Source organism: Nonomuraea mesophila (assembly GCF_004352805.1).
Lineage (GTDB): Bacteria > Actinomycetota > Actinomycetes > Streptosporangiales > Streptosporangiaceae > Nonomuraea > Nonomuraea longispora.
Genome location: NZ_SMLD01000128.1, coordinates 1 through 26578 on the forward strand (window position 1 = coordinate 1; position 26578 = coordinate 26578).

Annotated in this window: 29 protein-coding genes; 12 read left to right on the forward strand and 17 right to left on the reverse strand. The window is 71.4% G+C overall.

Annotated elements, in window-relative coordinates:
- The first annotated feature begins 225 nt into the window (after positions 1–225).
- The 3 genes from E1295_RS34675 to E1295_RS34680 all read left to right on the forward strand — a co-directional run bounded on the left by E1295_RS34675 (position 226) and on the right by E1295_RS34680 (position 2186).
- Complete coding sequence (locus E1295_RS34675) at positions 226–708, forward strand: hypothetical protein (RefSeq protein WP_220449038.1); 483 nt, start codon at positions 226–228, stop codon at positions 706–708.
- Positions 709–921: 213 nt separating this feature from the next.
- Positions 922–1056 (forward strand): hypothetical protein, encoded by a 135-nt coding sequence (locus E1295_RS52005; protein ID WP_281284789.1) that lies wholly within the window; start codon positions 922–924, stop codon positions 1054–1056.
- On the forward strand, positions 1056–2186 hold the full coding sequence (locus tag E1295_RS34680; protein WP_132637211.1) for a methyltransferase domain-containing protein: 1131 nt from the start codon (positions 1056–1058) through the stop codon (positions 2184–2186). The genes E1295_RS52005 and E1295_RS34680 overlap by 1 nt, the downstream gene beginning before the upstream one ends.
- A 15-nt stretch (positions 2187–2201) precedes the next feature.
- Here the strand turns inward: E1295_RS34680 and E1295_RS34685 are convergent, their stop codons facing one another.
- The 4 genes from E1295_RS34685 to E1295_RS34700 form a co-directional block, all read right to left on the reverse strand.
- Positions 2202–3044, reverse strand: a complete 843-nt coding sequence (locus tag E1295_RS34685) for an ABC transporter permease (RefSeq protein ID WP_132637213.1) — start codon at positions 3042–3044, stop codon at positions 2202–2204.
- Positions 3041–4018, reverse strand: a complete 978-nt coding sequence (locus E1295_RS34690) for an ATP-binding cassette domain-containing protein (RefSeq protein ID WP_132637215.1) — start codon at positions 4016–4018, stop codon at positions 3041–3043. Before E1295_RS34690 ends, E1295_RS34685 begins: the two co-directional genes overlap by 4 nt.
- A gap of 23 nt (positions 4019–4041) precedes the next feature.
- Complete coding sequence (locus E1295_RS34695; protein WP_132637217.1) at positions 4042–4611, reverse strand: NADPH-dependent FMN reductase; 570 nt, start codon at positions 4609–4611, stop codon at positions 4042–4044.
- Between the two features lie 86 nt (positions 4612–4697).
- Positions 4698–5027 (reverse strand): winged helix-turn-helix domain-containing protein, encoded by a 330-nt coding sequence (locus E1295_RS34700; protein WP_132637219.1) that lies wholly within the window; start codon positions 5025–5027, stop codon positions 4698–4700.
- A gap of 186 nt (positions 5028–5213) precedes the next feature.
- On the opposite strand from E1295_RS34700, the gene E1295_RS49150 reads away from it, so the two are divergent.
- Complete coding sequence (locus tag E1295_RS49150; protein ID WP_166427551.1) at positions 5214–6611, forward strand: hypothetical protein; 1398 nt, start codon at positions 5214–5216, stop codon at positions 6609–6611.
- A gap of 51 nt (positions 6612–6662) precedes the next feature.
- Here E1295_RS49150 and E1295_RS34710 read toward each other — a convergent pair whose 3' ends face one another.
- On the reverse strand, positions 6663–7997 hold the full coding sequence (locus E1295_RS34710) for a lipase family protein (protein ID WP_132637221.1): 1335 nt from the start codon (positions 7995–7997) through the stop codon (positions 6663–6665).
- A gap of 211 nt (positions 7998–8208) precedes the next feature.
- Between E1295_RS34710 and E1295_RS34715 the strand changes: the two genes are divergently transcribed.
- A complete protein-coding gene (locus tag E1295_RS34715) occupies positions 8209–8460 on the forward strand; it encodes a hypothetical protein (RefSeq protein ID WP_132637223.1) in 252 nt (83 codons plus the stop codon).
- Between the two features lie 54 nt (positions 8461–8514).
- On the opposite strand, the gene E1295_RS34720 is transcribed toward E1295_RS34715, so the two are convergent.
- From E1295_RS34720 to E1295_RS34730, 3 genes are all read right to left on the reverse strand, one after another.
- Positions 8515–9651 (reverse strand): serine hydrolase domain-containing protein, encoded by a 1137-nt coding sequence (locus tag E1295_RS34720; protein ID WP_132637225.1) that lies wholly within the window; start codon positions 9649–9651, stop codon positions 8515–8517.
- Between the two features lie 105 nt (positions 9652–9756).
- Positions 9757–10419 (reverse strand): response regulator, encoded by a 663-nt coding sequence (locus E1295_RS34725; protein WP_132637227.1) that lies wholly within the window; start codon positions 10417–10419, stop codon positions 9757–9759.
- Entirely contained in the window at positions 10407–11678 is a 1272-nt protein-coding gene (locus E1295_RS34730) for a sensor histidine kinase (protein WP_132637229.1), read from the reverse strand. The genes E1295_RS34725 and E1295_RS34730 overlap by 13 nt, the downstream gene beginning before the upstream one ends.
- 139 nt (positions 11679–11817) lie before the next feature.
- On the opposite strand from E1295_RS34730, the gene E1295_RS34735 reads away from it, so the two are divergent.
- The 4 genes from E1295_RS34735 (at position 11818) to E1295_RS34750 (ending at position 14146) form a co-directional block, all read left to right on the forward strand.
- Entirely contained in the window at positions 11818–12045 is a 228-nt protein-coding gene (locus E1295_RS34735; protein WP_246080712.1) for a hypothetical protein, read from the forward strand.
- A gap of 145 nt (positions 12046–12190) precedes the next feature.
- Positions 12191–12718, forward strand: coding sequence for a hypothetical protein (locus E1295_RS34740; RefSeq protein ID WP_132637231.1), 528 nt, complete (start codon positions 12191–12193; stop codon positions 12716–12718).
- Positions 12719–12785: 67 nt separating this feature from the next.
- Positions 12786–13196, forward strand: coding sequence for a cupin domain-containing protein (locus E1295_RS34745; protein ID WP_166427552.1), 411 nt, complete (start codon positions 12786–12788; stop codon positions 13194–13196).
- A gap of 2 nt (positions 13197–13198) precedes the next feature.
- Positions 13199–14146 (forward strand): NAD-dependent epimerase/dehydratase family protein, encoded by a 948-nt coding sequence (locus E1295_RS34750; RefSeq protein WP_132637233.1) that lies wholly within the window; start codon positions 13199–13201, stop codon positions 14144–14146.
- Here the strand turns inward: E1295_RS34750 and pdxR are convergent.
- From pdxR to E1295_RS34765, 3 genes are all read right to left on the reverse strand, one after another.
- Positions 14071–15516 (reverse strand): MocR-like pyridoxine biosynthesis transcription factor PdxR, encoded by a 1446-nt coding sequence (gene pdxR, locus E1295_RS34755; protein WP_132637235.1) that lies wholly within the window; start codon positions 15514–15516, stop codon positions 14071–14073. The genes E1295_RS34750 and pdxR overlap by 76 nt on opposite strands.
- 83 nt (positions 15517–15599) lie before the next feature.
- On the reverse strand, positions 15600–16766 hold the full coding sequence (locus E1295_RS34760) for a zinc-dependent alcohol dehydrogenase (RefSeq protein ID WP_132637237.1): 1167 nt from the start codon (positions 16764–16766) through the stop codon (positions 15600–15602).
- Entirely contained in the window at positions 16763–17221 is a 459-nt protein-coding gene (locus tag E1295_RS34765; protein WP_132637239.1) for a hypothetical protein, read from the reverse strand. Before E1295_RS34765 ends, E1295_RS34760 begins: the two co-directional genes overlap by 4 nt.
- 241 nt (positions 17222–17462) lie before the next feature.
- Here E1295_RS34765 and E1295_RS34770 point away from each other — a divergent pair, with 241 nt between their 5' ends.
- A complete protein-coding gene (locus E1295_RS34770) occupies positions 17463–18149 on the forward strand; it encodes a TetR/AcrR family transcriptional regulator (RefSeq protein WP_132637241.1) in 687 nt (228 codons plus the stop codon).
- A 13-nt stretch (positions 18150–18162) separates the two neighbouring features.
- Here the strand turns inward: E1295_RS34770 and E1295_RS34775 are convergent, their stop codons facing one another.
- Positions 18163–19284: a DUF3558 domain-containing protein gene (locus E1295_RS34775; RefSeq protein ID WP_132637243.1), complete on the reverse strand. Its 1122-nt coding sequence runs from the start codon at positions 19282–19284 to the stop codon at positions 18163–18165.
- Positions 19285–19637: 353 nt separating this feature from the next.
- Between E1295_RS34775 and E1295_RS34780 the strand changes: the two genes are divergently transcribed.
- Positions 19638–20543 (forward strand): helix-turn-helix domain-containing protein, encoded by a 906-nt coding sequence (locus E1295_RS34780; protein WP_342775935.1) that lies wholly within the window; start codon positions 19638–19640, stop codon positions 20541–20543.
- A gap of 1 nt (position 20544) precedes the next feature.
- On the opposite strand, the gene E1295_RS34785 is transcribed toward E1295_RS34780, so the two are convergent.
- From E1295_RS34785 to E1295_RS34795, 3 genes are all read right to left on the reverse strand, one after another.
- Positions 20545–21366, reverse strand: a complete 822-nt coding sequence (locus tag E1295_RS34785; RefSeq protein WP_132637245.1) for an SAM-dependent methyltransferase — start codon at positions 21364–21366, stop codon at positions 20545–20547.
- Positions 21367–21496: 130 nt separating this feature from the next.
- Entirely contained in the window at positions 21497–22660 is a 1164-nt protein-coding gene (locus tag E1295_RS34790; protein WP_132637247.1) for a glycosyltransferase family 4 protein, read from the reverse strand.
- On the reverse strand, positions 22657–23529 hold the full coding sequence (locus tag E1295_RS34795; protein ID WP_132637249.1) for a sulfotransferase family protein: 873 nt from the start codon (positions 23527–23529) through the stop codon (positions 22657–22659). Before E1295_RS34795 ends, E1295_RS34790 begins: the two co-directional genes overlap by 4 nt.
- 250 nt (positions 23530–23779) lie before the next feature.
- On the opposite strand from E1295_RS34795, the gene E1295_RS34800 reads away from it, so the two are divergent.
- Positions 23780–25111, forward strand: a complete 1332-nt coding sequence (locus E1295_RS34800) for an acyltransferase family protein (RefSeq protein WP_132637251.1) — start codon at positions 23780–23782, stop codon at positions 25109–25111.
- A gap of 76 nt (positions 25112–25187) precedes the next feature.
- Here the strand turns inward: E1295_RS34800 and E1295_RS49155 are convergent, their stop codons facing one another.
- Both E1295_RS49155 and aztD read right to left on the reverse strand, forming a co-directional pair.
- The gene (locus E1295_RS49155; protein ID WP_166427553.1) at positions 25188–25364 is read right to left on the reverse strand and encodes a hypothetical protein; all 177 of its coding nucleotides are present in this window, start codon (positions 25362–25364) and stop codon (positions 25188–25190) included.
- Positions 25365–25482: 118 nt separating this feature from the next.
- Positions 25483–26578, reverse strand: a 1096-nt coding sequence (gene aztD / locus E1295_RS34805; protein WP_132637253.1) for a zinc metallochaperone AztD, incomplete at its 5' end; no start/stop codon positions are given.

Consider the following 26578-nt stretch of genomic DNA (forward strand, 5'->3'; position numbering starts at 1 on the left):
GTAGCCAACCTCCCACCCGCGCTTGCCGACTTCCCACCTGTGTCTGCCGACCACCCATCCGCGTCTGCCGGCTCCCCATCCGTTCCTGTCGGTCACCCCGCTGCTACGGCGGGCACTCCGATACCGCCGCACCACGCGCACCACGCGGCCCGCGGCAAGTCCGAGGGGGAGTTCAGGCGGGAGGGCACGGTCTGGGCGCTGGTTTTCGCGGGGCGGACCGCCCACGTGCCCGACGCCAAGGGCCTGCGCGACCTGCACACGCTGCTGAGCCGCCCCGGCGACGACGTGCCCGCCGTACGCCTGCTCGACCCCGCAGGCGGCGAGCTCGTCGTGGCGGCCCGCCGGATGGGGGGCGACGACGTGCTCGACGAAGAGGCCAAGAGCAGCTACCGACGCCGCCTGGCCCAGCTCGACGAGGAGATCGACCGGGCCGTCGAGCTGGGCGACGACCGGCGGGCGGCCGAGTCCGACCGGGAGCGGGCCGCGCTGCTGGAGGAATTGCGGGCCGCGGCCGGTCTGGGCGGGCGCACGCGGCGGCTGGGCGACGAGGCGGAGCGTGCCCGTAAGACCGTCACCGCCCGGATCCGCGACACCCTGCGCAAGCTCGACCACGCCCACCCGGAGCTGGCCGCCCACCTGCGCGCCACCGTCTCCACGGGCTCCACCTGCCGCTACCAGCCGGACACCACCATCTCCTGGCGCCTCTAGATCCCGGCGACCGTCCCTCGCTGACGGGCAGTCCCCAGCACAGCAGGCTCTCGAACGTACGGTGCGGCGCCACTCTTCGCAGGCTGGAGATCGTCGGCAAGGTCACCGCTCGGTGCGGCGTAGCCTCCATGTCGAGCCGCGCATCGATATTGCCCATGCCTGACAGTGGTCGTACGCTCACGATATGTGCCCATGAGGAGAGGGAGGCCCGACATGGGAAAGCGTAAAGACCCCAGCAGCCCCGCAGACCAGCCGTTCAAGGCCGACCCCAGCCAGGCCACGCCCGACGGGCACCGTAAGCCGAAGGGGAAACACGCGGACGACAAGGGCGAGGGCGGCAAGAAGTAGTGGAGGTCGCCGTTGAGCGGCTGGTCGAGCATGTGCGGAGCTTCGGCGACATTCAGGGGTTCGTCCTCGACGCCATGCGTGCGGTGCCTCGCCATCTGTTCGTTCCCGATGTGGCGCTGGCCGCCCCCGACGATCGCGAGCACCCGTACGTCATCGATCGGGCGGCCGATCCCGGCACCTGGTGGGACACGGTCTACTCTCCTTGCCCGATCGTGACGCAGCTCGACGACGGCGCCACCGGCATCGGGTCGGGGGTGGGCGCGTACACCTCTTCCTCGTCGGCGCCGAGCACGGTGGCGCATCTGTTGCAGCTTCTCGATCCGGAGCCTGATGACAAAGTGCTGGAGGTGGGCACCGGTACGGGCTGGACCGCCGCGCTGCTCGGCCATCTGACCGGCCCGTACGGCAGCGTGACGACGGTCGAGATAGACGAGGTCGTGGCCGGACGTGCCGCCGAGAAGCTGGTCGCCGCCGGAGCCCGCGCGCAAGTGGTGATCGGGGACGGCGGGAACGGCTGTCCCGCGCGAGCACCCTTCGATCGGGTTCACGTCACGTGCGGCGTCCGGACGATTCCTTACCCGTGGGTCGAGCAGTGCCGTCCGGGTGGGGTCGTCGTCGCCCCCTACTGTCCGGGCTTCGGCGACGGTCATGCGTTGCGGCTGGTGAGAATGCCGGACGGCACCGCGGTGGGCCGCTTCCCCGGGCACGCCTCCTACATGATGATGCGTTCCCAGCGGCCTGCGCCGTGTGCCGAGGACGACGGCAGCGGCCTGAGCCGCCCGACGGAGGTGCATCCGCGGACCATCGGGCTGGCGCCGCCCGGCGCGGACCTGGCCATGGCCGCCATGACCGGCTTGTACGCGCACATCTCCCGTGAGGAGCGCAGGTTCCTGACGTACGTGCTCGACCCGGGCGATCCCGGCCGATGGGCGGTCGCCGTGCACCGGCGCGGCGAGCCCGAGCACACCGTCTACCAACTGGGCGACCGTAACCTGTGGGACGAGGTGACCGAGGCCTATTTCCGGTGGGTGGACTGGGGAGAGCCGGGACGCGACCGGTTCGGGATGACGGTGACCCGGGACGAGCAGCATGTCTGGCTGGACACCCCGGATCAGGTCATTGGCGGGTGACGCGGGCGCGAAGCGTTATTTGCGGTTGTAGAGCCGCATCGTCAGCGTGCCGAAGACGGCGATCATGAGCACCGACGCCACCAGCACCCACGTGAGTTCCCCGACGTCGGGGGTGCCGGCCATCAGTGACCGGACGGACGCCACCAGGTGGGTGATCGGGTTGGCGTTGACGAACACCTGCAGCCATCCCGGCATCGTGGACGGCTGGACGTACACGTTGCTCAGGAAGGTCAGCGGCATCAGCACCAGCATGCTGATCCCCATCACCGACTTCTCGCTGCGCAACAGCAGCCCGAACATCGTCCAGATCCACGAGAACGCGAACGAGAAGCCCAGCAGCACCACGATCCCGCCCACCGCTCCGGCGATGCCGCCCTGCGGGCGGAAGCCGAGCACGAGCCCCACCAGCAGGATGACCGTCGAGGCCATCGTGTAGCGCAGGATGTCGCCCAGCAGGTAGCCGATCATGGTGGACGGACGCCAGATGGGCAGGGTGCGGAACCGGTCGAAGACGCCCTTCTCGATGTCCTTGTTGACCTCGACCCCGGTGTACATGGTGATCATCACGACGCTCGTCACCATGATGCCCGGCAACAGGTACTGCAGGTATTCGGTCGGGGAGCCGGCCAGCGCGCCGCCGAACAGGTAGGTGAACATCAGCGTCATCATCAGCGGGAACGCGGTCACGTCGAACAGCTGCTCGGGCACGTGTTTGATCTTCAGCATGGCCCGCCAGCCGAACGTCATGGACGCCGACCACGCGCTCGGCCGCGGCGGTTTCGCGCTCGGAGCGAGTACGGTGCCGAGGGCCTCGGCCGCGGTCGCGTAGGTGGTGGTGTGCTCGGTGGCCGTGCTCATGCTGCTGCCTCCTCGGCGGCGGGGTGGTCGGTGAGGGCGAGGAAGACCTCGTCCAGGCTGGGCTGGCCGAGGGAGAAGTCGTCGACGACGATGCCGGCCTCGGCGAGGCGGGCGAGGGCACGCGAGGCCTGCTCGGCGGCGGCCGCCTCGCGGCCGTTGCCGGTGACGCGGGCCGTCAGCGCCACCGGGTCGGCGTCGAGGTAGACGGTCGCGTCGAGCGCCTCGGTCAGTACGCGCTCGGCGTCCGGCCTGGTGGCCGGGTCGCGCAGGCGTACGTGGACCGCGCCCGCGCCGACGGAGGACTTCAGCTCGCCCGGCGTGCCCTCGGCGATGACCTTGCCGTGGTCGATGACCGCGATGCGGCCGGCCAGCCGGTCGGCCTCCTCAAGGTATTGGGTGGTGAGCAGCACGGTGGTGCCGTGGGCGACGACGATGCGGACGATGTCCCAGACCTGGTTGCGGCTGCGCGGGTCGAGCCCGGTGGTGGGCTCGTCGAGGAAGAGCAGCTCGGGCGTGTTGAGGATGCTGGCGGCGATGTCGATGCGCCGCCGCATGCCGCCGGAGTAGGTCTTGACCTGCCGTCCGGCGGCCTCGCTCAGCCCGAACGCCTCCAGCAGTTGCGCCGCCCGCTCCCTGGCGGCCGGTTTGCGGTGGCCGAGGAGGCGGCCGAGCAGGATGAGGTTCTCGGCGCCGGTCATCTCCTCGTCCACGGAGGCGTACTGGCCGGTCAGGCTGACCCGGCTGCGTACGGCGTCGGCCTCGCGCACCACGTCGTGCCCGAACACGGTCGCCTCGCCGCCGTCGGGCCGCAGCAGCGTGGCCAGCATGCGCACGGCCGTGGTCTTGCCCGCGCCGTTGGGCCCGAGCACGCCGTAGACGGCGCCGGCCGGCACCTGGAGGTCGAGGCCGTCCACGGCGCGTGTCTCGCCGAAGACCTTGACCAGGCCGGAGGTCTGTATCGCCAGATCAGGCATGGTGTTCCTTTCCGCTGAAGTGTTCAGGTGACGTACGGCTGGGCACGTCTGCCGGCGCGCAGCGTCCTGCCCCACCAGGTGAGCTGGTCGAGCATGGTGCCGACGGCCCGCAGGCGGTCGTCGGTGTCGAGGGGCGCGCAGCCGTCGAAGTCGCCGCCGAGCAGGTCGAGACCTACCCAGTCGCGCATGGTCACGGCGTGCAGGGCGCAGAAGACCGTGCGGAGCTGCTCGACGGCGTAGTGGCCGGCGGAGCCCGAGCCGTAGGAGACGAACCCGACCGGCTTGGCCTGCCACTCGTCGTAGGCGAAGTCGATCGCCTGCTTGAGCGGGGCGGGGAAACTGCGGTTGTACTCGGGGGCGACGACGACGAACGCGTCGGCGGCGCCGATGTCACCGGCGAAGCGGCGCATGGCCGGCGTCGCCCGGGCCGGGTAGTGCGCGGGGAACGTGTAGCCGGCCAGGTCGAGCACCTCGACGGAGAGTTCGTCGCGGCGGCGGGCCTGCTCGGCGAACCAGCCGGCGACCGCGTCGCAGGCACGGCCGGCCCGCGTGCTGCCGATGATCACCGCGACCCGCAGCGGGGTGATCGCCATGACGCCGCCTCCTCACCGTGCCCTGTCCCGTCACCCTTGAGGCGCCAGGCGTCCGCCAGATCGGATCTAGCGGAACCGGCACGGGCTCAGCGGGCGGGCCGGATGGTGTAGCCCACGCCGCGTACGGTGTGGATCATCGGCTCGCGGCGGGCGTCGACCTTGCGGCGCAGGTAGGAGATGTACAGCTCGACGACGTTGCCCCGGCCGGCGAAGTCGTAGGCCCACACCCGGTGGAGGATGCGCGCCTTGCTGAGCACCCGCCCGGGATGGTGCATGAGGAACCTGAGCAGCTCGAACTCGGTGGGCGACAACGTGATCTCCACGCCCGCCCGCCGTACCTCGCGGGTCCTCTGGTCGAGCGTGAGGTCGCCGACCACGAGGGTGGGCCGGCGTACGGGCTCCGGCTGCGCGTTCATGCCTGTGACCTTGGCGTACCCGCATGAGAGTCAGATGATGACGGCTTGGGAATCCGGTGTGAACGCGGCTCCGCCGTGGGAAGACACAGATGACCCAAGAGTGATCGTGTTGTTACTCATAGTTACTATGGGTCGGGTTGGTGCACGTATGCAGCGTGCAGCTGCGGATCACTCCAGGGGGCTGAAATGACCGATGACACCCGGGTCGAGAAGATAGAGATCGACGGCGAGGAGACGGCGGTGGGCGGCGAGGCCACGCTGCTGCTCGCCCAGGACGACCCCGCGGCGTCCGCGGCGGTCGACGAGGCGGTGGCGTCAGAGCTGCTGGACGACGCCTCCGCCCGCACCGCGGCCGAGGCCAGGCGGGAGAGCGAGAGCCAGATCGCCGCCCTCGCCGCGCACGACCAGGAGCGCGTACGCGGCCTCCAGCGTGACCTGGGCGCCATGGGCGCGGAGGTCTGGCCGGTGGCCAGGTGGTGGGGTTTCGAGATCCACCTCAACGAGAGCGCGGCGCTGCTGGCCTCCGAGATCGCGCAGCCGGCCGGGGAGATCGCGGGAGCCGTGCTGGGCTCGTGGCTGGCCCGGATCGTCGAGCGTTCGGTGCGGGACAAGGCCGGCTGGATCGCCTCGGCCGCCCGTCCGTACGGGGTCCGGCTGGTGTCACCGTGGACCGCGCCCGCCATGCTCGTGCCGGCCCGCGACGACGACAGGCCGGGCGGCGACGCCCAGCTCTACTGGGCGATGCACGAGCCGGACGAGGGGTGGAGCGACGACCAGCCGTTCGTCGACCACTTCAGCGTGTCGGGGCCGGCGCTGGAGGAGTTCCAGGACCGCCTCTACCTGGCGCACCGCGGCGGCGACGGTGACTCAAGCCTGTGGTGGGCGGTCTACGACGCCGAGGAGGGCTGGGGCGAGGACCAGCGTTTCCCCGGGCACTTCAGCGACTCGGGGCCGGCGCTGGCCGCGTACGACGGGCAGCTCTACTGCGTGCACCAGGGTGCGGGGGAGGACGCGCTGTGGTGGACCCGCTGGGACGGCACCGGCTGGACCGCCGACGAGCGGCTGCCCGGCCACGCCAGCGCCGCCGCCCCCGCCCTGGCCGCGTACGACGGGCAGCTCTACTGCGTGCACCGGGGCAGCGGTGAGGACGCGTCGTTGTGGTGGACGCGGTGGGACGGCTCGGGGTGGAGCCCCGACCGGCGGCTGCCCGGCCACTCCAGCCGGTCGAACCCGGCGCTGGCCGTCTACCGGGGCCACCTCTACTGTGTGCACCGCGGCGCCGGTGAGGACGCGTCGTTGTGGTGGACCCGCTGGGACGGCTCGGAGTGGAGCCCCGACCAGCAGCTGCCCCGCCACCGTGCCGCGGAGGGCCCGTCGCTGACCGTCTACAAGGACCGGCTCTACTGCGTGCACCGCGGCGACGCCGACCAGAGCCTCTGGTGGACCAGCTTCAACGGGTACGGCTGGAGCATCGACCAGCGGCTGCCCGGCCACCAGAGCGCCGAGGGCCCGGCCGTCATCGCCTACCGCGACAAGAACGCCACCCGCGACCAGCTCATGTGCGTGCACAGAGGCCGCCGCTGACAGCCGGGGGAAGACCGGGTGCCGGCCGCGGGCCGGCACCCGGAGCGCGGGTCACCAGCCCGCGAGCTGCTCCAGGAACCACTCGACCAGGGTCGGGGACACGCTGCTGTGCGCCGAGTTGGTGAGGTCGCAGCAGAACGCGTCCAGGAATGTCTCGTCCTTGGGCAGGTCGCTGAGGTCGCGGTAGAGCTCGGGCTGCCACTGGAAGGGGTCCCTGGCCAGGGCGACCGCGCTGACCACGGGGACGAAGCAGCTGGCGCGCAGGGCGTCGTCGATCGGCAGGCCCATCGCGTCGGCGACCCGGCCCCACGAGTCGAGCGTGCCGCCGGGAGCGCCGTCGAACGCGGCCACCTGGCTGGTGGCGCTGGTCCACACCGGCCCGCCGAACCTGACCGTGCCGACGTTCTGCAGCTCGCCGAGGCCGGGCTGGATCCTGGCGGTGAGCTGCAGGGAGTCGTGCCTCAGGTCGAAGACGGGCGTGCCGGGCGGCAGCCCGGGACCCGTGCCGTTGCCGATCCCGTTGGCCAGGCCCAGTTTGTACGGGCGCATCGGGAACCAGCCGACCCGGCGCAGGTCGTCGAGGAAGTCGGTACGCAGCGAGCTGGCGGTGGTGACGGGACCCGAGTAGGTCTCGTTCTCGACCCAGGCCCACAGCAGTTGCTGCGCGGCCGGGCTGCGGATGAGGTCGGCCTGCCCCGGCCCGTCGGCGGCTGGCTGGATCGACTCGTGCAGGTAGGCCAGCTGCTGCAGCACCAGCGGGATCCACGCGCCGAGGTGCGGCGTGTCGTAGGAGAAGTACTTGTCCGTCTGGTGGTCGACCCGCTCGCTCTCCATGCGGGCCAGCGCGTACCTGGTGATCATTCCGCCCATGCTGACGCCGCCGACGACCAGCGGATCGTCGCCCCGCCGCTCCTCGATGGCGCGCAGGACGCAGGTGACGGCCACGGCGGCGTTGGCCTGGATGTGGGTGTGCCGCTCGTCGAAGCCGAGCAGCACCACGTCGAAGCCCATCATTCTGAGCTGGTCGAGGAGGCCGGGGACGTTGTCCTGGTAGGGGGCGTTGAGGTGGAGCCAGAGCGCGTCGAGGTCGCTCGGCCCGTAGTTGAAGCCGTCGGCGATGATCAGCGGCCGGGCGAGCGCGGTGTGCCCCTCCGCCAGGTGTACGGCGGCCCGGCCGGTGGCCGTCCGGCCCTCGTGCGGCCGGTCGCCCACCAGGTCCCAGACCAGCTCGGCCCTGGGCGCCCGCCCGTCGTGCGCGGGTGGGGCGGCGAACCAGACCCCCTGCCGCCCGAGCGCGTCCGCGATGCGCTGGACCTGGTCGGTGGTGAGAGTGCCCTCGATCCCCTGTGCCTTGGTCTCGACGTCGATTCTCGGTTCCTGGGACATGTGCTCGTTCCTCTCGTGCGGGGCACCCTGGGCCCACTGGCCCCACACTAAAGTCACTCTTAGTGATATGACGAGCACATAACGCAGTGGCGCGACTTGTCCGCAGGTCCCCTGGTTTCACCTTCTCCCCTGGGGTAAGCGCATGGGCTGAGGCCGGGAGCCGGGCGCACGCGCGGCCACGGCCGCCGAGCACTGCCGGCAAGGAGCCGCGATGTCAATGATCGATCCGGAATGCGTCCGGCGACTGCTGGACTCACGCCACCAGGACGCCACGCTGGTCTTCGTCCGCGGCGACTGCGTCGTGCTGCCGGCCGCCGAGGTGGACGACGCCCACCGGGGCCTGGTCATCGCCAGCCGTGAGGAGGTGGCGGCCCAGCTCCCCGACGACGGGCAGGCCGACGAGCAGGCGTTGGAGGCCGTCGCGACCCGGCTGGACAACATCGTCAGGGATCTCGGGGCCTGACGCCGGCGTGCCCGCCCGCCCCCACGTGAGCGGACGGGCACGGCCGGCGCGGGATCATCGGCACAGGGCGCGGTCCAGCGCGGTCTCGATCGTCTTGACGGACTTCATGTCGGCGGGGAGCGCGGTGGTGGCGATGGTGGCCGCCCGCCCGTCCTCGGTGGCGGCGTTGGTGGTGGCGTAGCCGGGGGCGGAACCGCCGTGCGACCAGGCGACGCCGCCGCAGCTCAGCTTGAAACTCGCGATGCCGAGCCCGTAGCGGGCCTTGCCCGTGGTGTCGAACTGCGGGGCGGCGACGGTCTTCTTCATCTGCTTGAGCTGCTTCGGCTTGAGCAGCTTGCCGTCCAGCAGCCCGACCATGAACCGGTTGAGGTCGCTCGGCGTGGAGACGAGCGCGCCGGCCGCCCACGCCATGGACGGGTCCATCGTGGACACGTCGGTGTACGGCTCGCTGGGCTTGGCCCGGAAGTAACCCTTGGGGTGCGTCCCGCGGATCCGCTGCTCGCCCACGCCCGGCCAGTACGTCTTCCGCAACTCCAGCGGCTTGATGACCCGCCGGGTGATCTCCTCGCCGATGGGCCGGCCGGTGACCTGCTGGACGATGAGCCCGGCCAGCACGTAACCGGTGTTGCTGTAGCTCCAGCCGCCGACGCGCGTGCCCTTCTGCGTCTGGGCCGCCGCGACCAGGTCGTGCGGCTCGTAGTGGCGGTGCTGGATGTCGAAGTAGTCCTTGAGCAGCACCGTGTCGTAGTCGGGCAGGCCGGCGGTGTGCTGCAGCAGCTGCCGTACGGTGATCTTCCTGCCGTCGCCGGCCTTGCCGCGCAGCAGCTTCGGCAGGTAGGTCTCGACGGGCGCGTCCAGCTTGATCTTGCCCTCGCTGACCAGTTGCAGCACGACGACGGCGGTGAACATCTTGGTGTTGCTGGCGATGCGCACCTGGCCGTTCACGGGCACCTTGGCCTCGGTCTTGAGGTCGGCCACGCCCGCGGTGTAGTGCCGGGTGCGCCCGTCGCGTCCGCGCACGGCGGCCAGCGCGGCGGGGAACTCGTGGTCGGTGACCAGCGCGTCGAGCCTGCGCTGCAGGTCAGACGAGGGCGCGGCCGCGCTCGCCGGGGCGGCCGCCAGCGTGCCGGCCACCGCCAGCCCGGCCAGCCCCGCCAGCGTACGCCGGGTGGTGACACGCGGATCGATCATGGGGAACGCCTCCTGCTCACGTACTGTCTGTGCCGGCTTCAAGCATGTCGGCGAGCCGGCCGCCCGATCGATCCCACGTGCTGGAGTCGGGTGGTACAGCTAGCACTACGCCGTGTGGCGTCCGCCGCTTTCGAGGTAGTGCAGTACGGCGGCCACCCGGCGGTCCGTGCGGTCCGTGGGCGCCAGGTCGAGCTTGGCGAAGATGCTGCGGATGTGCTTGTGCACGGCGCCGTCGGTGACGAAGAGCCGCTCGGCGATGGCGGCGTTGCCCAGCCCCTCGGCCATCAGCGCCAGCACGTCGCGCTCGCGGGGGCTGAGCCGCTCCAGCCGGTTGTCGGGCCGGGTGCGGGTGAGCAGTTGCGCGACGACCTCGGGGTCGATGGCCGTGCCGCCGTCCGCGACCCGCTGCAGCGCGCTCAGGAATTCCTGCACCCGCCCCACCCGCTCCTTCAGCATGTAGCCCAGCCTGGCGCTGCCGTGGGCGAGCAGGTCGGTGGCGAACGCCTGCTCGACGTACGCCGACAACACCAGCACCGCCAGGCCGGGCTGCCTGCGCCTGGCCTCGACGGCGGCCCTGATGCCCTCGTCGGTGTGGGTGGGCGGCATCCGTACGTCGACGATGGCCGTGTCGGGTCTGTGGGCGTCCACCGCCTCCAGAAAGCTGTCGGGGTCGGCCGTGGCGGCCACGACGTCGAGTGCCTCGGCACGCAACAGCAGCGCGAGGCCCTCGCGCAGCAACGGGTCGTCCTCAGCGATCACAATCCGCATGGCAAACTCACATTCAAGGTGGTCGGTCCACCTGGGGGGCTGGTCAGAGCGAACGTTCCGTCGTGCGCTTCCGTACGGTGGCGGATCCCGGCCAGGCCGGATCCTGATCGTTCCGCGGCTCCGCCGCGGCCGTCGTCGGTGATCGTCAGCCGGAGCCGGTCGTCGCGCCGGCGCACGGTGACGGTGGCGCGGCCCGCGCCGCTGTGCCTGGCGACGTTGGTCAGCGCCTCGGCCACCACGAAGTAGGCGGTGGCCTCGACGGAGACGGCGCACCGGCCGGGGAGGTCGGCGTCGATCCCGCACGGGACGGGGCAGGCCGCCGCCAGGCCGGTCAGCGCGTCGGCCAGGCTGCGGTCCTCGAGCACCGGCGGCAGGATGCTGCGTACGAGGCCACGCAGTTCGGCGAGCGCCTTCTCGGCGGCGCCCTGCGCGTCCTCCAGCATGGCCTCGGCGGCCGCCGGGTCGTGCGCCACCGCGCGCCGGGCCGCCCCGAGCATGACGGTGACGGCGACGATGCGGTTCTGGGTGCCGTCGTGCAGCAGCCGTTCGATCCGGCGCAACTCGGCGGCGTGCGCGTCCACCGCCGCCGCCCGGGTCGCGGTGAGCTGGGCCACCCGCAGCGCCAGGTCGGCCTCCGGGCCGGCGGCCAGCAGCCGGCGTCCGTGCCACGACTGCAACCGCGGCACGACCGGGACGACGAGCAGGGTGAGCACCACCCACCCGAGTCCCATCAGGGCGATCAGAAAGGCGTCGGACAGGTCGTTCACGGGCAGCAGGCCCATACCGGCCCCGCCGGTGTCGCCCGGCGGCGGGAGCTGCCACCACAGGGGATAGGTGAGGTCGCGCACGGCGTTGAGCGGAAGGCTGATGCCGGTCAGGCCGAGCGCCAGCCCGAAGCTCGCGTGGCCGAGCAGCCAGCACAACTCCCGCCGGGTGACCGGCTGTTCGAGGGCGGCCCGCAGTCCATGGGGCACCGGCTCGGCGGCGATGAGCTCGGGGCCCCAGAGGGACAGCCGCGCCCGCTCGCGGTTGGCGAGGGCCCGCAGCACCCGCAGAGCGGTGGGCAACATGAGCAGGCCGATGCCGACCACGCAGGCCAGCGCGCTGATGATCACTCCGCACAGGGTGAACAGCGCCAGCACCGCCGTGCCGAACCCGCCGACCAGTTGTTCGAGCCCGTCGAGGGTGGCGCGTCCGCGAACGATCGGGTCCCACGGATGAACCGGCTCATCAGCCCCATTGGGGTCTTTGACCGGCATTCCCGCACCTCCCGCACAGACGATAGGGCACCGTCGGAGGGCAGGTGGAGATCATTTGCGGAAGAGTACAGCCTGCTGTACCTCCCGCGTCCCGGTGGCGGGATCGCCGGCGACGACGACGCTCCGTAGTGTCGGCGGCATGACGACCACGCCGAGTGAGGAGCTCGCCATGACGAAACCCGAGATCGCCGTCCGCGGCAGGACGACCAGGCCCGTTCTGTGGTTGTTGCTGCTCGTCAGCGCCGTGTGCAACGTGGTGACCTCCACGATCGGCGTGAACCCGCTCATCGGGATCGGCTTCGGTCTGCTCACGCTGGCGATAGGCGGCGTGCTGGTCACCCGGCACCGCAGGGGACGGCGCCGGTGACGGGCCGCGCCCCCGCGTGACGGGCCGCTCCCCGCGTGACGGGGCCGCCCCCTCGCGTGACCGGCCGGGCGCCCGCTCTGCCGGGGGAGGAGGATCCCCCGGCGGGGGGAGCCCCCGGCGACCCGCCACCGGCAGGCTGACGGGCATGAGAAGACACATCGCACTCGCCACCCCGATCGCCGCCCTCGCCCTGCTGTCCGCCCCCTCCGCGGCCGTCTCGGACGCCACCGCACCCGACAGGCCCGCGTACGCGCTGCGCGGCAGCGCCTCCGGGACGTTGCCCGAGTCGTTCGGCCAGTGGGCGGGGGAGAAGGTGCGCTTCGCCATCGACGCCAGGAGCGACGGCGTCAAGACGCAGGGCACGTTCGACGTGTTCCACGCCGGCAAGCCGGGCAAGCCGACCGTGGGCGACTTCGAGGGCAGGATCGGCTGCTTGGTCGCGGGCGACGGCATCGCGGTCGCCACCGGCGTCATCACCAAGGGCTACGTCAACGTCGAGGGCAAGCCGAAGATGGACGTGAGCGGGAAGAAGGTCTCCTTCACCGTGCACGACAAGGGACGCCGCGACACCATGTTCTGGATGTGGGAGTTCCTGGGCGCGCCCGTCAACGACTGCCAGGGCACGGCGCCCATGTTCGAGCCGTCGAAGAGCAGCTTCAAGGTCAAGGGCTGAGCGGTCCACTGAATCGACCCCGAACCGGTCTATGTGCGTGGTCCGATGCCCGCCTAGCCTCGGCAGCATGACGATGACAAGCAGGTCGGGAACGATATTGACGACCCTGGACCACCGGATCCCGCCGTTCATCCCGCAGGGGGCGGAGATGATGACGGCGAAGGTCGAGTTGCCACCGGGTGACCCGGGCACGCCGCCGCACCGGCACTCCGGGCCGGTCTTCGGTTACATGCTCGAAGGCGAGATGATCTTCGAGCTGGAGGGGGAGCAGGAACGGGTGATCAGAGCGGGCGAGGCGTTCTGGGAGCCCGGCGGAGACGTCATCCACTACCAGGCGGCCAACCACCTGAAAGACGCCTGGACCCGGTTCGTGGTGGTGATGGCCGGCGTGCCGGGTGAGCCGATGCTCACCCTCGTGGACGAAGGCGAGCTCGCGGCCCGTCGCGACCGCCGCGCGCCCAGGCCAGGGGAGGCGTGATCATGCACGTCTTCCTGGCGGGCGCCACCGGCGTGCTCGGCCGCCACATCGTGCCGCGGTTGCTCGCAGAGGGCCACCGGGTCACGGCGCTGACCCGAGGCCGGCGACCGGTGCCGGACGGCGCCGCCGCCGTGCGCGGCGACGTCATCGACGCGCGCGGCCTCGCCCTGGCGGTCCGCGAGGCCGCCCCTGACGTGGTCATGCACCAGCTGACCGACCTGAGCGGCGGCGACCCCGCCGCGAACGCGGAGCTGCGCAGGCTCGGCACCCGCAACCTGGTCGACGCCGCGCTGGCCGCCGGCGTGCGCCGCATCGTGGCGCAGAGCATCGCCTGGATGTACGAACCCGGTGACGCCCCCGCACGGGAGGAGACCCCGCTCGACGTCCACGCCGAGGGCCCGCGGCGGGTCAGCGTCGACGGTGTGGTGGCGCTCGAGCACACGGTATGCGAGCTGCCCGAGTGGGTGGTGCTGAGATACGGCCTGCTGTACGGCCCCGGCACCTTCTACGAGGCCGGCGGTTCTATGGCCGGGCAGGCCCGGCAGGGCGCGCTCGTGGCGGACCGCGACGTCAGCAGCTTCGTCGAGACCGGCGACGCCGCGACGGCCGCCGTACAGGCACTCGACTGGCCGACCGGGGCGGTGAACATCTGCGACGACGAGCCCGCCCCCGCCGCCGACTGGCTGCCCGCCTTCTGCCGGGCCGTAGGCGCCCCGCCGCCGCCCCGCTCGGACGCTCCGGGAAACCCGGCGGCGCGGGGCGCGGACAACGACCACGCCCGCAAGCACCTGGGCTGGGTGCCTGCTCATCCCTCATGGCGTGACGGTTTCGCCCAGGTGATCTCCCGTGCGGCCGGGGACGCGGTGAGCGGGGGTCACGCCGACCGGGCGGTGAGCGCGCAGAGGGTTTCCAGAGCGCGGCGCCAGTCGTGCCGGGGCGGGGCGGCGTAGCCGATGAGCAGCGCGGCGGGTCGGTCGCCGGACGGCTCGTACCAGTAGCCGGCGGCGTGCAGGCCCTGGAGGCGGACACCTGCCCGCCGCCCGGCCTCGATCAACCGCCGTTCCCGCTCGGCCGAGGGGAGGGGCAGCAGCGCGTGCAGCCCCGCCGCCACTCCCGGCAGCGGTGACGAGAGCCGTTGTGCCAGCTCCGTGCGACGCCGCCGGTAGACCAGGCGCGAGCGGCGGATGTGCCGGTCGTACTCGCCCCGCTCGATCAGGTCGGCGAGGGCCAGTTGCGTCACGGACGGAACCGACGCCCCCGTGTCCTCGGCGGCCCGGATCACCGGCTCGCGCAGCGACGGAGGCACGATCAGCCAGCCGAGCCGCATCCCCGGAGCCAGCGCCTTGCTGGCGCTGCCCGCGTAGACGACCCGGTCGGGCGCCAGCGCTTGCAGGGCGCCGACCGGATGGTGGTCGTAGCGGAACTCCCCGTCGTAATCGTCCTCGACCAGGTAGCCGTCGGTGTGCCGCGCCCAGCCGGCGAACGCCACCCGCCGTTCGGGCGCCAGCACCACGCCCATCGGGTGCTGGTGTGCGGGAGTGAGCAGTGCGGCCGCGCATCGCGGGGGCAGTCCTGCCGGGTCGGCGCCGCCCGCGTCGACGGCGAGCGGCACCGTATCCAGCCCCGCGGCCCGCACCAGCTCGCGGTGGCGGGGCAGCCCTGGGTCCTCGGCGGCGATCCGCGTGCCGCCGAGGCCGCGCAGGGCCCGGGCGAGCAGCGCCAACCCGGAGGAGAACCCGCCGACCACGATCACGGAGTCGGCGTCGGCCCGCACGCCACGGGCCCGCCCGGCGTAACCGGCGATCGCCTGCCGCAGCACCGGCAGCCCGGCCGGGTCGCCGTAGTCCAGGTCGTGCGAGGGCGCCGTGGCCAGCGCCCGGCGCACGGCTGACGCCCACGCGGTACGCGGGAACAAGCCGACGTCGGGCCGGCCGGGACGCAGGTCCACCGACCAGGGCCCGTCGCCGGGCTCCGCCTCTCGGCCCTGTCCGGCGGCGGCGACCGCCGTCTCACCCGGTTCCGTCGTCGGGGCGGGGGGCGTCGCGACCGAGGTGCCGGATCCCGGCGCACCGGTCAGCCAGCCTTCGGCGATCAGCTGGGTGTAGGCCTGGACGACGGTGCCCCGTGAGACGCCCAGATCGGCCGCGAGGCTCCGGCTGCCCGGCAACCGGGTGCCGGGCGGCAGACGGCCGGAGCGCACCCCGTCGCGCAGCGCCGACTCCAGTGACCGCCCGAGCACGCCCCGCCCGCGGCGCCCGTCGCGCTGCCCGTGCAGGTGCAGGTCCAGATGCAGGTCCAGCCCACCAGGCTGCTCCGCCACGCCGCCTCCATGCCCGTGTGAACGACGTGATGGATGGTACGCGCGCCCGTGCCGGCGCCCAGGAGCCGGGCCGCGCGCCGTCGTCAGGGGCGGAAGACGGCCCTGATGCAGCCGTCCTGCTTCTTCTTGAACAACTCGTAGCCCCTGGGCCCGTCCTCCAGCCGAAGGGGGTGGGTGAGCAGCGGAGAGGCGTCGATCTCTCCCTTGCTCATGCGGTCGAGGATCATCGGGATGTAGCGGTGGCCGTGCTGCTGGGCGCCGCGCAGTGTCAGGCCCTTGTTCATGACCGCGCCCATCGGGAACTTGTCGACCACGCCGAGGTAGACGCCCAGGACGGAGACGACGCCGCCCTTGCGGCAGGCGTGGATGGCCTGGCGCAGCGAGAGCCCGCGGTCGGTCTGCAGGCGCAGGGCGTGCTTGACCCGGTCGTAGGCGTACTGCGCGCCGGTGCCGTGGCTCTCCATGCCGACGGCCTCGATGCACACGTCGGGCCCGCGCCCGCCGGTCATCTCCTTGAGCGCGTCGAGCACGTCGACGTCGCCGTAGTCGAGGACGTCGGCGCCCATCTCGGCGGCCAGCGCCAGCCGTTCGGGGAAACGGTCGATGGCGATCACCCGGTCGGCGCCCATGCGCAGGGACGCCAGGGCCGCCATCTGGCCGACGCCGCCGCAGCCCCACACCGCGACCACGTCACCGGGTCCCACCTCGCCGAGGTCGGCGCCCATCCACCCGGTAGGCACGGCGTCGGAGGCGAACACGGCGCTGGCGTCCGGCACGTTCTCCGGCACGGGGAAGGCGTTCACGTCCGCGTACGGAACCCGGACGTACTCGGCGTGGCTGCCGGCGAAGCCGCCGAGCGCGTGGGAGTAGCCGAAGATGGCGGCGCCGGCGTGCCCGTTGAACGTCTCCAGGAAGCCGGGGTTGGGGTTGGAGTTGTCGCACAACGACCACAACCCCTCCTTGCAGTAGTGGCAGCGCCCGCAGCCGATGATGGAGCACACCGTCACCCGTTCGCCGACGCGCCGTTCGCGTACGTCGGGGCCCGTCTCGACCACCTCGCCGACGAACTCGTGCCCGAGCACGTCGCCGGCCATCATCGTGGGCACGTAGCCGTCCAGCAGGTGCAGGTCGGACCCGCACGTGGAGCTCGCGGTGACCTTGACGACGGCGTCCTGCCGGTTGAGCAGCCCAGGGTCCGGGACGTTCTCGACCGACACCTCGTTCACGCCCGTCCAGCACAGTGCCCTCATCGCACGCCCTTCCTGGTGAGATGCCGGAACGCGGGCACGCCCGCGCGGCCGAGTGCCGTGCGGTGGCCTTCGGGCTGCTGGTCGACCAGGAGCACCTCGCCGGTTTCGAGCACCTGCTTCAGCTTCCGCACCCGGTCGCGGGTCTCCCCGTCGGCCTCGCGTACCGCGATCTCGCTGCCCCGCCCGCCGGGCGCGGGCCTGATGCGGACCTCGTGGCGTTCGGCGAGGCGGGCCAACTCGTCGGGCCGGTCGGGGCCGGTCAGCCGGGACGGTTCCGTCTCGACGGTGACGGCGAACCACCCGTCCGGGTCGGGCGGCGCGGAGCGTGCCGCGCGCACGAGCACGATCCCGGCCACCGCCGCCGCCCCTGCCGCGAGCGCGGCCGTACGGCCCTTGCGAGCCCCGGCGCCACGGCGACCTGCTCGCGCGCGAGCCCTGTTGGATATGGCTTTCATGCTCCGCGGCTGCCCCGGGCCGCCTCCGGCAAACCGGCTCAGCGAGTGGACCTGATGGGCAGCACGGGCTGGTCGCGGTTCCACCGGTTGGCGTATGTCGTACTCATACTTGGGTATGTTATACGCATCGCGGATCGCCGCCGTCGAATGCGCCGGTGAGCGGCCACCACTACGGTGAGCACATGCGCGTTGAGCAGGGGAGCGGCACACCGAGGCGGCGCCCCGGTGTGAGGAGAGCGCGATGAGCGGCCGCAAGGGGCCCGGCACGCCCACGGGCGCCGACTGGCTCTGGGGAAAGCGGCAGCGTGCCCCCCGGGGCCGCAGGCCGGTGCTCCACCTCGACCGGATCGTGGCGGAGGCGATCGCCATCGCCGACGAGGAAGGGCTGGCCGCGCTGTCCATGCAGCGGCTCGCCGCCCGGCTCGGCTCGGGCACCATGTCGCTCTACCGCCACGTCTCCACCAAGGACGACCTCGTCAGCCTGATGCTGGACACCGCGATCGGCCCTCCTCCGGAGGAGCCGGCCGAGCCGGGGCACTGGCGGGTCGCGATCGAGCGGTGGGCGCGCGACACCCGCGACATCTTCCTGCGCCATCCGTGGGCGCTCGCGCTGGTCACGACCCCTCGCCTCATGGGGCCGAACGAGACCGCCCGCCTCGAAAGCGCCATGGCCGCCATGTCGGGCGCCGGCCTGCCGCCCCACGACGTGCTGAACTCCGTGCTGCTGGTCAACGGCTACGTACGCGGGGCCGTGCAGTCGTCGGTCGACCACCAGGAATCCGCCTTCGGCCACGAGCTGATCAGGCGGGCGCAGGACCGTTTCCCCCACCTGCACGCCGTGCTGAGCCAGGGCGAACCGGCCGAGGGTTTCGAGTTCGGCCTGCAACGGGTGCTCGACGGCATCGAGCTCTATCTCGGGCGGGCGTGACGGCCCGGCGCCGTCACGAGGACGACCGTACGCCACCGAGCACGATCCGGGTGAGCTTGGTGGCCAGCGTGCACGACACGGGCGGCGCCTCGAAGCTCGCGTCCTCGTCCTCCACCTTCAGCTTCGCGCTGGAGAGCCCGACGGTCACGTAGTGGGCGTCGTCCTTCCTGCTGTTCGTGGCCCGCCGCAGCTCCACCGAGTTCTGGCAGGACTTCGTGACCCGGTGGTCGCTCCGGGTGCTGAGCATGTAGCGGCCGTTCATGGTGAGCCGGCGGCTTTTGACCTCCGGGCTCGACACGCCGCCGGTCTGGCGCTCATGGAAGGCGAAGCCGGAGCGGAGGGTGAGCTTCTGGTTCTTCTGCTTGTTCGCCAGTTCGAGCTCGCAGCCGTACGGGCTGGAGTAGCGCACGTCGACGAGTTCGTACGAGCGGCCGAGCGCGGCCAGCAGGTCGTCCTTGCGCGCGCACGGGTCCTTGCCCATGACGCCCACCGCCCGGCCCTTTCTCGGCGGGAGCTTCATGATCCGGTCCACGACCGCGCGGAGGTAGTGCTTGGCGGCGGTGCAGCGCTGCGGCCACGGCCGGCTCTCCTCGCCGCGCGGCGGGGTCTTCAGCAGGTCGAGGGCGAGTGCGCTGCCCTCGACGCCCTCATAAGGCACCTTGTAGTGGCAGCTGCGATGGCTCGCGCTGTCGGTGGAGTATTCCTCGCGGTAGATCGTACGCCCGCCGAGCTTCTCCTCCTCGGCGTCCTCCGCGTCCTTCTGCTCGAAATGCGCGTGCAGGTCGATCTTGAAGCTGTACACGCTCTTGGAGGCGTCGGAGTGGCCGGTCAGGTACTGGCATTCGGTCATGCCGGAGCCTCGTACGGTGAGCTGCTCGGGGCCGTACTTCTTGAGCATGGTGTGCGGCACGAGGTCGCACGGGTCGGCCGCGCGCACCCGCTTGAAGTGCGCGAACAGGGGTCCGTCCCCGGCCAGGGGGTCGTTCTTCGGCTCGAGCGGCTCCTCGTCCCGGCTCTGCTCCGAGGGCCCGGCCGATGGCGCGGCCGAGGGTTCGCCGCCCGGTCGCTCCGCCTGCCGCGGTCTGCCGAGATCGATCACGCCGCAACCGCTCACCACAACGGCGGAGCCGACCACGACGGCAAGTATTCGTACGCCTTTACTGTGATATTTCGAATTATTTTGAAACGTTGTTGAATTCATAGCGGGACGTCACGGTACAGGAAATTGCTGCACCACTTCAAACCGGCCGCCGGCCCGGCGCGGGCGGCGCCCGGCGAGCATAAGGGGGACACGCCGAGGCGGTGATCATTACGGCGCCGGATGATCGCGTATGGTTCCGGGTCGGCGAAGAGAGTGAAACGTCATGCCCCGTATCCGGGAAATGGCGGTGTGTCGCCCACTCGCTCCGAAATATGGTGATTGACGACCGCCTGCGTGGCAGGATCGTCGGTGGGTGGCCAGGGTGAAGTGCCGATTTAGGAGCATATATGTCGACTGCTCGCGAGATGAGCGATCCGACCGATATTCCTGACAGGGATTCTCTGCAGCCCGGACCCACGGCGCTGCGCATATTGGTCGGAGCGCAGCTGCGCCGGCTGCGGGAGTCGCGAAAGATCAGCCGTGAGAAGGCGGGATACACCATTCGCGGCTCCCATTCCAAGATCAGCCGGATGGAGGGCGGACGCTGCGGCTTCAAACTGCGCGACGTCGCGGATCTGCTCACCCTGTACGGCGTGGCCGACGAGACCGAACGCCAGGCCCTGCTCGTCCTGGCCGAACAGGCCAACGCGCCGGGCTGGTGGCAGGACTACCGCGACGTGATCCCCGACTGGTTCGAGGCCTATCTCGGGCTGGAGCAGGACGCGGCGCTGATCCGTACGCACGAGATCCAGTTCGTCCCCGGCCTGCTGCAGACCGAGGACTACGCCCGTGCGGTCGTCGTGCAGGGCCACAAGGACGATCCCGCCGAGCTGATCGAACACCGCGTCGAGCTTCGGATGCGCCGCCAGAGCATCCTCACCGAGCCCGCGACGCACAAGGTGTGGGCGATCCTGGACGAGGCGGCGCTGCACCGCCGCGTCGGCGGCGCGACGGTCATGCGCGACCAGCTCCGCCACCTCGCCGAGCAGTCGGAGCTGCCGCACGTCACCGTGCAGGTGGTCCCGTTCGGCTCGGGGAGCGTGGCCGGCGGGGTCGGCCCCGTCACCATCCTGCGCTTCGCCCAGGCGGAGCTGGACGACGTGGTCTACCTCGAACACCTGGCCGGCGCGCAGTATCTCACCAAGGACTCCGAAATCCGGCCCTATCAGCACCTGATGAACGAACTCAGCGTGCAGGCGCCGCCGCCCTCGGAGACCCCGGAGATCCTGCGTCAGATCATGGCCGCGACATAGCTCACCGCTTGCGGGCCACGCCGCACAGCGCGTCGACCTGCTCCAGCGGGGCGAGCGGGTCGGGGTCGGGACGCCACAGCGGCAGCGAGACCACGCCGGGCTCGACGAGGTCCATGCCGTCGAAGAACGCGGTGAACTCCTCGGGCGTGCGCAGGTTGTAGGGGACGCCGCCGCCCGAGTTGTAGTCGTCCTGGGCCTGGTCGAGGGCCTCGCCGGTGACCAGGTTGACGCCGTCCCACAGGGCGAGGTAGCTGCCGGGCGGCAGGGCGTCGACCAGCCGCCGCACGATGTCGTGGGCGCCCTCCTCGTCGGTGACGTAGCCGACGATGCCCATCAGCATCAGCGCGACGGGCCGGTCGAGGTCGAGTGTCCTCGCGGCGGCGGAGATGATCGCGGCCGGGTCGCGCAGGTCGGCGTGTACGTAGTCGGTGGCGCCCTCCGGCGTGCCGACCAGGAGGGCACGGGCGTGCGCCAGCACCAGGGGGTCGTTGTCGACGTAGACGACGCGGCAGGACGGGTCGGCCCGCTGGGCGACCTCGTGGGTGTTGTCCACCGTGGGCAGGCCGGTGCCGACGTCGAGGAACTGGCGGACACCGGCCTCGCCGACCAGGTGGCGCACGATGCGGGCCAGCAGGTGCCGGGACAGGCGGGCGATGTGCACGATGTCGGGGAACGCCTGGCTGAACTGGTCGCCGGCCACGCGGTCCACGTCGTAGAAGTCCTTGCCGCCCAGCCAGTAGTTCCACATCCGTGCGCCGTGCGGCACGGACGTGTCGATGCCGGACAGGGGCACGTGACCGGTGGGAGGGGGTTCACCTGTCATGAGGGCTGTCTCCTTCCGGAGGGCCTGCGGGAATCTCAACCTAGCGTCCCGCCCGCTCCGGAAGTAGATCATGCAGGGAAACGCGGCGCCGCCGGAGAAGGCGGGCGCCGCACGATCGTCACGTCACCGGTCAGCCGGTGGGGATCCGCTCTCCGGCGCTCAGGCTGGTGAACAGGCGCTCCCACTGGGGCATCACGACCTGCGGGGTGTACTTGTGGGCGGTCTCGGCGGCGGCCGCGCCCAGCCGCCGGCGCAGCGCCGGGTCGCTCATCACCCGCCTGAGCGCCTCCGACAGCGCCTCGATGTCGCGCGGCGGCACCAGTACGCCGTCCACGTCATGCCTCAGCACGTCACCGGGGCCGGTCGGGCAGTCGAAGGCGACGATCGGCAGGGCGTGGCCCATCGCCTCGATCATCGCCATCGGCAGGCCCTCGATCCGCGAGCTCAGCGCGTAGACCGACGACTGCGCCAGCTCCTCGTGGATGCGGTCGCTGCGTCCCATCAGCCGGATCCGGTCGCCCACGTCGAACTCGTCGAGCCGCTGCTGCAGCCGGTCCTTGGAGGGGCCCGTGCCGAAGATGCGCAGCCGCCAGTCGGGGAACTCGGGCGCGATCGCGGCGTAGGCCTTGATCAGCATGTCGAAGCCCTTCTGGGGCACCAGCCTGCCGACGGCGATCACGACCGGGTTGGTCAGGTCGGAGTGTTCGCGGCCCTCCATGGCGACCGCGTTCGGGATGCGCACGACCGGCGTGCTGGACAGCAGCGGCCGGTATTCGTTGACGCTGGTCTCCGTCAGCACCGTGACCGCGTCGAAGCGGTCGTAGTGCTTGGCGATCTGCTCGCGTACCGCCTGGTGGTAGGAGCCCAGGTTCATGTGCTCCTGCGCGACCCGGATCACCTTGCGCGAGCCGCGGCGCGCGGAGATCAGGTTGAGCGCCGGCCGCGTCGTGACCAGGATGCCGCCCTCCAGGTCGGAGACGTAGTCGATGACCGCGCCCTCCACCCGTTCCGTGAAGTATTCGGCCGCGAACTCGCCGTACGGCACGATCTTGCCCCGGGCACGCCGCCACACCTTGCGGGCCAGCGAGTCGGAGGCGATGCCGTCACGCTGGTCCACCAGGGCCCACACCCGCACCCGCTCGTCGATGGCGAACTGCGGACTGGTGCGCCGGCGTACGACGCTGACGATCTCGACGTCGTGACCCGCCTGCACCATCGCGTTGGCCTGGTTGACCACCGTCCTGATGGTGCCGCCCATGCCGTACGCGTGCAGCAGCATGTATCGGATCTTCACGGCAGGTACTCCCACGTCCGGCACATGGCGTGCAACACCTCGGGGATCTCCTCCGGCGAGGGCAGGTCGCGGCCCTTCTGCACGGTGCCCGAACGGATCTTGTCCTTCCAGTCGCCGAGCCCTTTGGTCACCACGTCGGGCGTGCCGTAGGAGAGCAGTTCGGGCGCCCAGTCGATGCCGAGGAACTCGCAGATCAGGCGGCTGATCTTCTCCGGTTCGTCGGTCAGCTCCTCGTAGCGCACGGTCAGGCCGGGCAGCGCTTTCCTGGCACGCTCCACCGCCTTCATGTACCGCAACGCGTCGGCCGCCGCTTCGTCGGGCGTGCGTTTGCCGGGGCTGGCTTCGTACCAGGATGTCGCGATCGAGGCGGGGTGACGCAGCAGGAACACGAACCGGGCGTCCGGCCAGCAGGTGGCGATCCGCTCGTAGGCGAAGGCGTTGGCCGGCGTCTTGTCCACGATGTACCGCTTGCCGCTGCGTACCAGCTCGCGGTGGAGCACCCGGTCCCACAGCAGGTGCTCGATGTCGGCCCGGTTGTGCCCGAGCGCCTCCATCGCCTTCTCGGCCAGGGTCGTGCCGAAGTCCACGCTCAGCCGGCGTACGTGCAGTTCGTGGGGGGCGTGCAGGTCCGGGTGCGCGTTGAGCATCGACCGCAACAACGTCGAGCCGGACCGGACGGGGGAGATCACGAACACCGGGGCCTCGAGCAGGCGATCACGGGGATCGGACGGCGGTCTGAAGGAAGTGTCGGGCGGGGCCTTCAGGGGCCTCTCGACGACCTTCCTCGCTTTCTCCGCTTTTCCTACCCGTTCGATCCGGAATCCTGCGTACTTGGCCAGCGCGCTGTTGAACGTACGCTGCCACATCATGGTGGGCGAGGTTACCTGCCCTTTCTGGGGATTACCTGAAAATCATCGTGAAACTTGATCGCGGCTCATGAACACGCCATGCCACGGCAAGAAATGACCTTCTGTCACGCCAAGAACACGCGGGGCAAACCGTATGCGGAGGAAACATCACGGCTATTACCCGTGCCCATTTCCCCGTCGTTCCGCGGGGCGCCCGCCGGGTTGGGTAGATGCTCCAGCATGAAAGAGCACACGGCGCACTGAGGACGCCATGGGAGCCATCGAGCGGGCCGCGAGAGAGCTGCGGCGCAAAGCCGAGCAGACCCCTGCCCACCGCGACCGTCACGTCGACCTCCTGCGTGCCGTCGCGATCGCGGCCGTGGTGACCGGGCACTGGCTGGTGCTCTCGGTGAGCTACGACGGCGGCCTGCGCGGGGTCAACGTCCTCGACGTCGTGCCGTGGACCCGTCCGCTGACCTGGCTCTTCCAGGTCATGCCGATCTTCTTCCTGGTCGGCGGGTACGCCAACGCCGCCTCCCTCGCCGCCCACCGCCGCGACGGCGGCGACGCCACCGGCTGGACGCTGCGCCGCACCGACCGGCTGGTGCGGCCCACCACGATGTTGCTGGCCGTGCTCACGACCGCCGGACTGGCCGCCCGGGTCGCGGGCGTCGATCCCGCGCTGGTCGGCATGGGGGTGTGGCTGGCGGGCATCCCGCTGTGGTTCCTGGTGGCGTACCTGTCGGCGGTGGTCCTGACGCCCGTGATGCACGCACTGCACCGCAGGTGGGGGCTCGCGGTGCCGGTCGTGCTCGTCGTTCTGGTCGCGGTGGGCGACGCGGGGCGGTTCGTGCCGTGGATCCCCTATGCGGGGGCGGGCAGCTACCTGTTCGCCTGGCTGGCGGTGCACCAGCTCGGCTTCGCCTGGCAGGACGGGCGCCTGCCGGCCCGCCCTGCCGTCGCGCTGCCCCTCGCCCTCGGCGGGCTGGCCGCCCTGGTGGGGCTCACCGTGTTCGGTCCCTATCCGGTCAGCATGGTCGGCGTGGCGGGGCAGCAGATCCAGAACACCTCGCCGCCCACCCTGGCGCTGCTGGCGCTGGCCACCGCGCAGACCGGCGTCGCGCTGCTCCTTCACGGGCCGGTCAACCGGTGGCTGCAGGGGGTGCGGCAGTGGACGGCCGTCGTCGCGGTCAACTCGGTGATCATGACGTTGTTCCTGTGGCACATGACCGCCGCCGTGCTCGGCGTCCTGGTGCTCTATCCCACCGGGCTGCTGCCCCAGGCCCCTCCCGGGTCGCTCCCGTGGGTGTTGCTGCGCGTCCCCTGGCTGGCCGCGCTCGCGATCATCCTCGGCCTCCTCGTCGCGGTGTTCGGGCCCGTGGAACGGCGCAGCGGCCCCGTCGCGCCCGCGGGCCGCGGCGCCGCTGCTCTGACCTTCGCCGGGATGGCCGCAGTCGTGGTCGGCCTCCTGGCCGTCGCCCTGGCAGGGCCCGGTGATCACGGTCCCGCCGGCTTCCCCACGGCGGCTCTGATCGGCTATTTCGCCGGGGCCGCGCTCCTGCGGAGCACGAGAAGCGGATTCCCCTGCCGTTCCGGCCCCTGACGTACGCGGCCGGCCCGCGTCCCCCGCCCCGTCCGAGGAGGCGACGCGGGCCGGGTCACGCGCTCAGGTCACCCGGTCAGGTCACGCGGGTGCCGTTCGTGCCGACGCTCATGTCGCGGTCGTTGGCGCCGACGCTCATGTCGCGGTCGTACGTGCCGACGCTCATGTCGCGGTCGGCCATCGCGGGGGTCGCGAACAGTGCGGCGGAAAGCGCTCCTAGCGCGACGCCGGCCGCGATCCGTGTGATCTTCACCGGTCACTCCTCTCGTGAGGGGACGTGCTCCCCGTTCACCTCTTCGAGTCTCGGCGCGCCGCGCGGGCCGGACCAGGCAGCGGACCGGACATTTGCCGGACATCCCCGCCAGGGGCGCTCAGCCGGCGCCGGTGAGCTCGTTCGGGCTGCGCGGCAGGGTGACGCTCCTGACGACCTTCCCGGACGCGAGGTCGATCGCGTGCACCTTCCTGGTCGCCGGGTCGCTGACGTAGACGTCCCCGTCGCGTACGAAGATGGCCGGACGCGGCTGCTGCCAGTCGATCGGCTCCTTCCACTCGTCCATGACCTCGATCGACCTGACGACCTTCGCCTCGGCGGAATCGATGACGTGCACGCGGCCGTCGGTGCCGAGCACGAGGGCCTCGCCCTCCGGCCCGCGGGCCAGGGAACGGAAGGTGTAGCTCGTCCCGAGGTCCAGCAGCCGCATCGTGCCGGCGGTGGTGTCGATGAGCGAGACCTGGGTCGGGCGCTCCAGCTCGGCGTCGGGGTCCTTCTTGTAGTCGCCGAGCACGACGGGGGAGACGTCGGAGCCCGCCTGGTTGCCGATGCGGCCGTACTCGTCGGGGCTGTCGATCTTGGTGAACTCGCCGTCCTTGTAGACGAGCACGCCGTCCTCGCAGCCGACCACGACGGCTTCGTCCCGCGCGGTCGCCTCCCCGTGGACGCCGGGGCAGTTCTCGCTGCGCGCGATCTCCTTACGGTCGCCGTCCAGGACGACCAGGCCCACCCGCTTCTCCTCGGTGCCGAGAGAGACGACCAGTTCGCCGTTCTCCAACTGGAGCGCCACGCCGTGGTGCGGCGCGGCGGCCGTGTGCACCTCGCCCTCCGGCAGGCCGTCGGCCAGGTCGGCGGGGTCGAAGACGGTCACCTCGCCGGAGCCGTCGGCGAACAGCACGGTGACGCCGCCGTGCCTGACGACGTGGCCCGGCTTGCTGCCCTTGAACTCGTCGGCCTTCAGCACGGGGGTGACGGCGTCGAGCACGCGGAAGCCGGTCGCGGTGGAGACCAGCACGTGCCGCTCGTCCCCCGCGGGGTTGACCCGGTTGAACCCGGCCAGCGGGACGTCCTTCGCCAGGCGCAACGTCCGGCCGTCGAGCACGTACAGGCCGCCGTCGTACGTCACGACGAGCGGCTCCGTCACGGGCGGCCGCGACGACGAGGAGGTGGTGGGGGCGGCCCCGGCGGCGCCGGGC

Excerpts from the sequence above, each read along its gene's own strand:
- E1295_RS52005 (WP_281284789.1), top strand. The coding sequence starts at position 922 with ATGGGAAAGCGTAAAGACCCCAGCAGCCCCGCAGACCAGCCGTTCAAG.
- E1295_RS34685 (WP_132637213.1), bottom strand. The coding sequence starts at position 3,044 with ATGAGCACGGCCACCGAGCACACCACCACCTACGCGACCGCGGCCGAG.
- E1295_RS34690 (WP_132637215.1), bottom strand. The coding sequence starts at position 4,018 with ATGCCTGATCTGGCGATACAGACCTCCGGCCTGGTCAAGGTCTTCGGC.
- E1295_RS34695 (WP_132637217.1), bottom strand. The coding sequence starts at position 4,611 with ATGGCGATCACCCCGCTGCGGGTCGCGGTGATCATCGGCAGCACGCGG.
- E1295_RS34700 (WP_132637219.1), bottom strand. The coding sequence starts at position 5,027 with ATGAACGCGCAGCCGGAGCCCGTACGCCGGCCCACCCTCGTGGTCGGC.
- E1295_RS49150 (WP_166427551.1), top strand. The coding sequence starts at position 5,214 with ATGACCGATGACACCCGGGTCGAGAAGATAGAGATCGACGGCGAGGAG.
- E1295_RS34710 (WP_132637221.1), bottom strand. The coding sequence starts at position 7,997 with ATGTCCCAGGAACCGAGAATCGACGTCGAGACCAAGGCACAGGGGATC.
- E1295_RS34715 (WP_132637223.1), top strand. The coding sequence starts at position 8,209 with ATGTCAATGATCGATCCGGAATGCGTCCGGCGACTGCTGGACTCACGC.
- E1295_RS34720 (WP_132637225.1), bottom strand. The coding sequence starts at position 9,651 with ATGATCGATCCGCGTGTCACCACCCGGCGTACGCTGGCGGGGCTGGCC.
- E1295_RS34725 (WP_132637227.1), bottom strand. The coding sequence starts at position 10,419 with ATGCGGATTGTGATCGCTGAGGACGACCCGTTGCTGCGCGAGGGCCTC.
- E1295_RS34730 (WP_132637229.1), bottom strand. The coding sequence starts at position 11,678 with ATGCCGGTCAAAGACCCCAATGGGGCTGATGAGCCGGTTCATCCGTGG.
- E1295_RS34735 (WP_246080712.1), top strand. The coding sequence starts at position 11,818 with ATGACGACCACGCCGAGTGAGGAGCTCGCCATGACGAAACCCGAGATC.
- E1295_RS34740 (WP_132637231.1), top strand. The coding sequence starts at position 12,191 with ATGAGAAGACACATCGCACTCGCCACCCCGATCGCCGCCCTCGCCCTG.
- E1295_RS34745 (WP_166427552.1), top strand. The coding sequence starts at position 12,786 with ATGACGATGACAAGCAGGTCGGGAACGATATTGACGACCCTGGACCAC.
- E1295_RS34750 (WP_132637233.1), top strand. The coding sequence starts at position 13,199 with ATGCACGTCTTCCTGGCGGGCGCCACCGGCGTGCTCGGCCGCCACATC.
- E1295_RS34760 (WP_132637237.1), bottom strand. The coding sequence starts at position 16,766 with ATGAGGGCACTGTGCTGGACGGGCGTGAACGAGGTGTCGGTCGAGAAC.
- E1295_RS34765 (WP_132637239.1), bottom strand. The coding sequence starts at position 17,221 with ATGAAAGCCATATCCAACAGGGCTCGCGCGCGAGCAGGTCGCCGTGGC.
- E1295_RS34770 (WP_132637241.1), top strand. The coding sequence starts at position 17,463 with ATGAGCGGCCGCAAGGGGCCCGGCACGCCCACGGGCGCCGACTGGCTC.
- E1295_RS34780 (WP_342775935.1), top strand. The coding sequence starts at position 19,638 with ATGTCGACTGCTCGCGAGATGAGCGATCCGACCGATATTCCTGACAGG.
- E1295_RS34785 (WP_132637245.1), bottom strand. The coding sequence starts at position 21,366 with ATGACAGGTGAACCCCCTCCCACCGGTCACGTGCCCCTGTCCGGCATC.
- E1295_RS34795 (WP_132637249.1), bottom strand. The coding sequence starts at position 23,529 with ATGATGTGGCAGCGTACGTTCAACAGCGCGCTGGCCAAGTACGCAGGA.
- E1295_RS34800 (WP_132637251.1), top strand. The coding sequence starts at position 23,780 with ATGGGAGCCATCGAGCGGGCCGCGAGAGAGCTGCGGCGCAAAGCCGAG.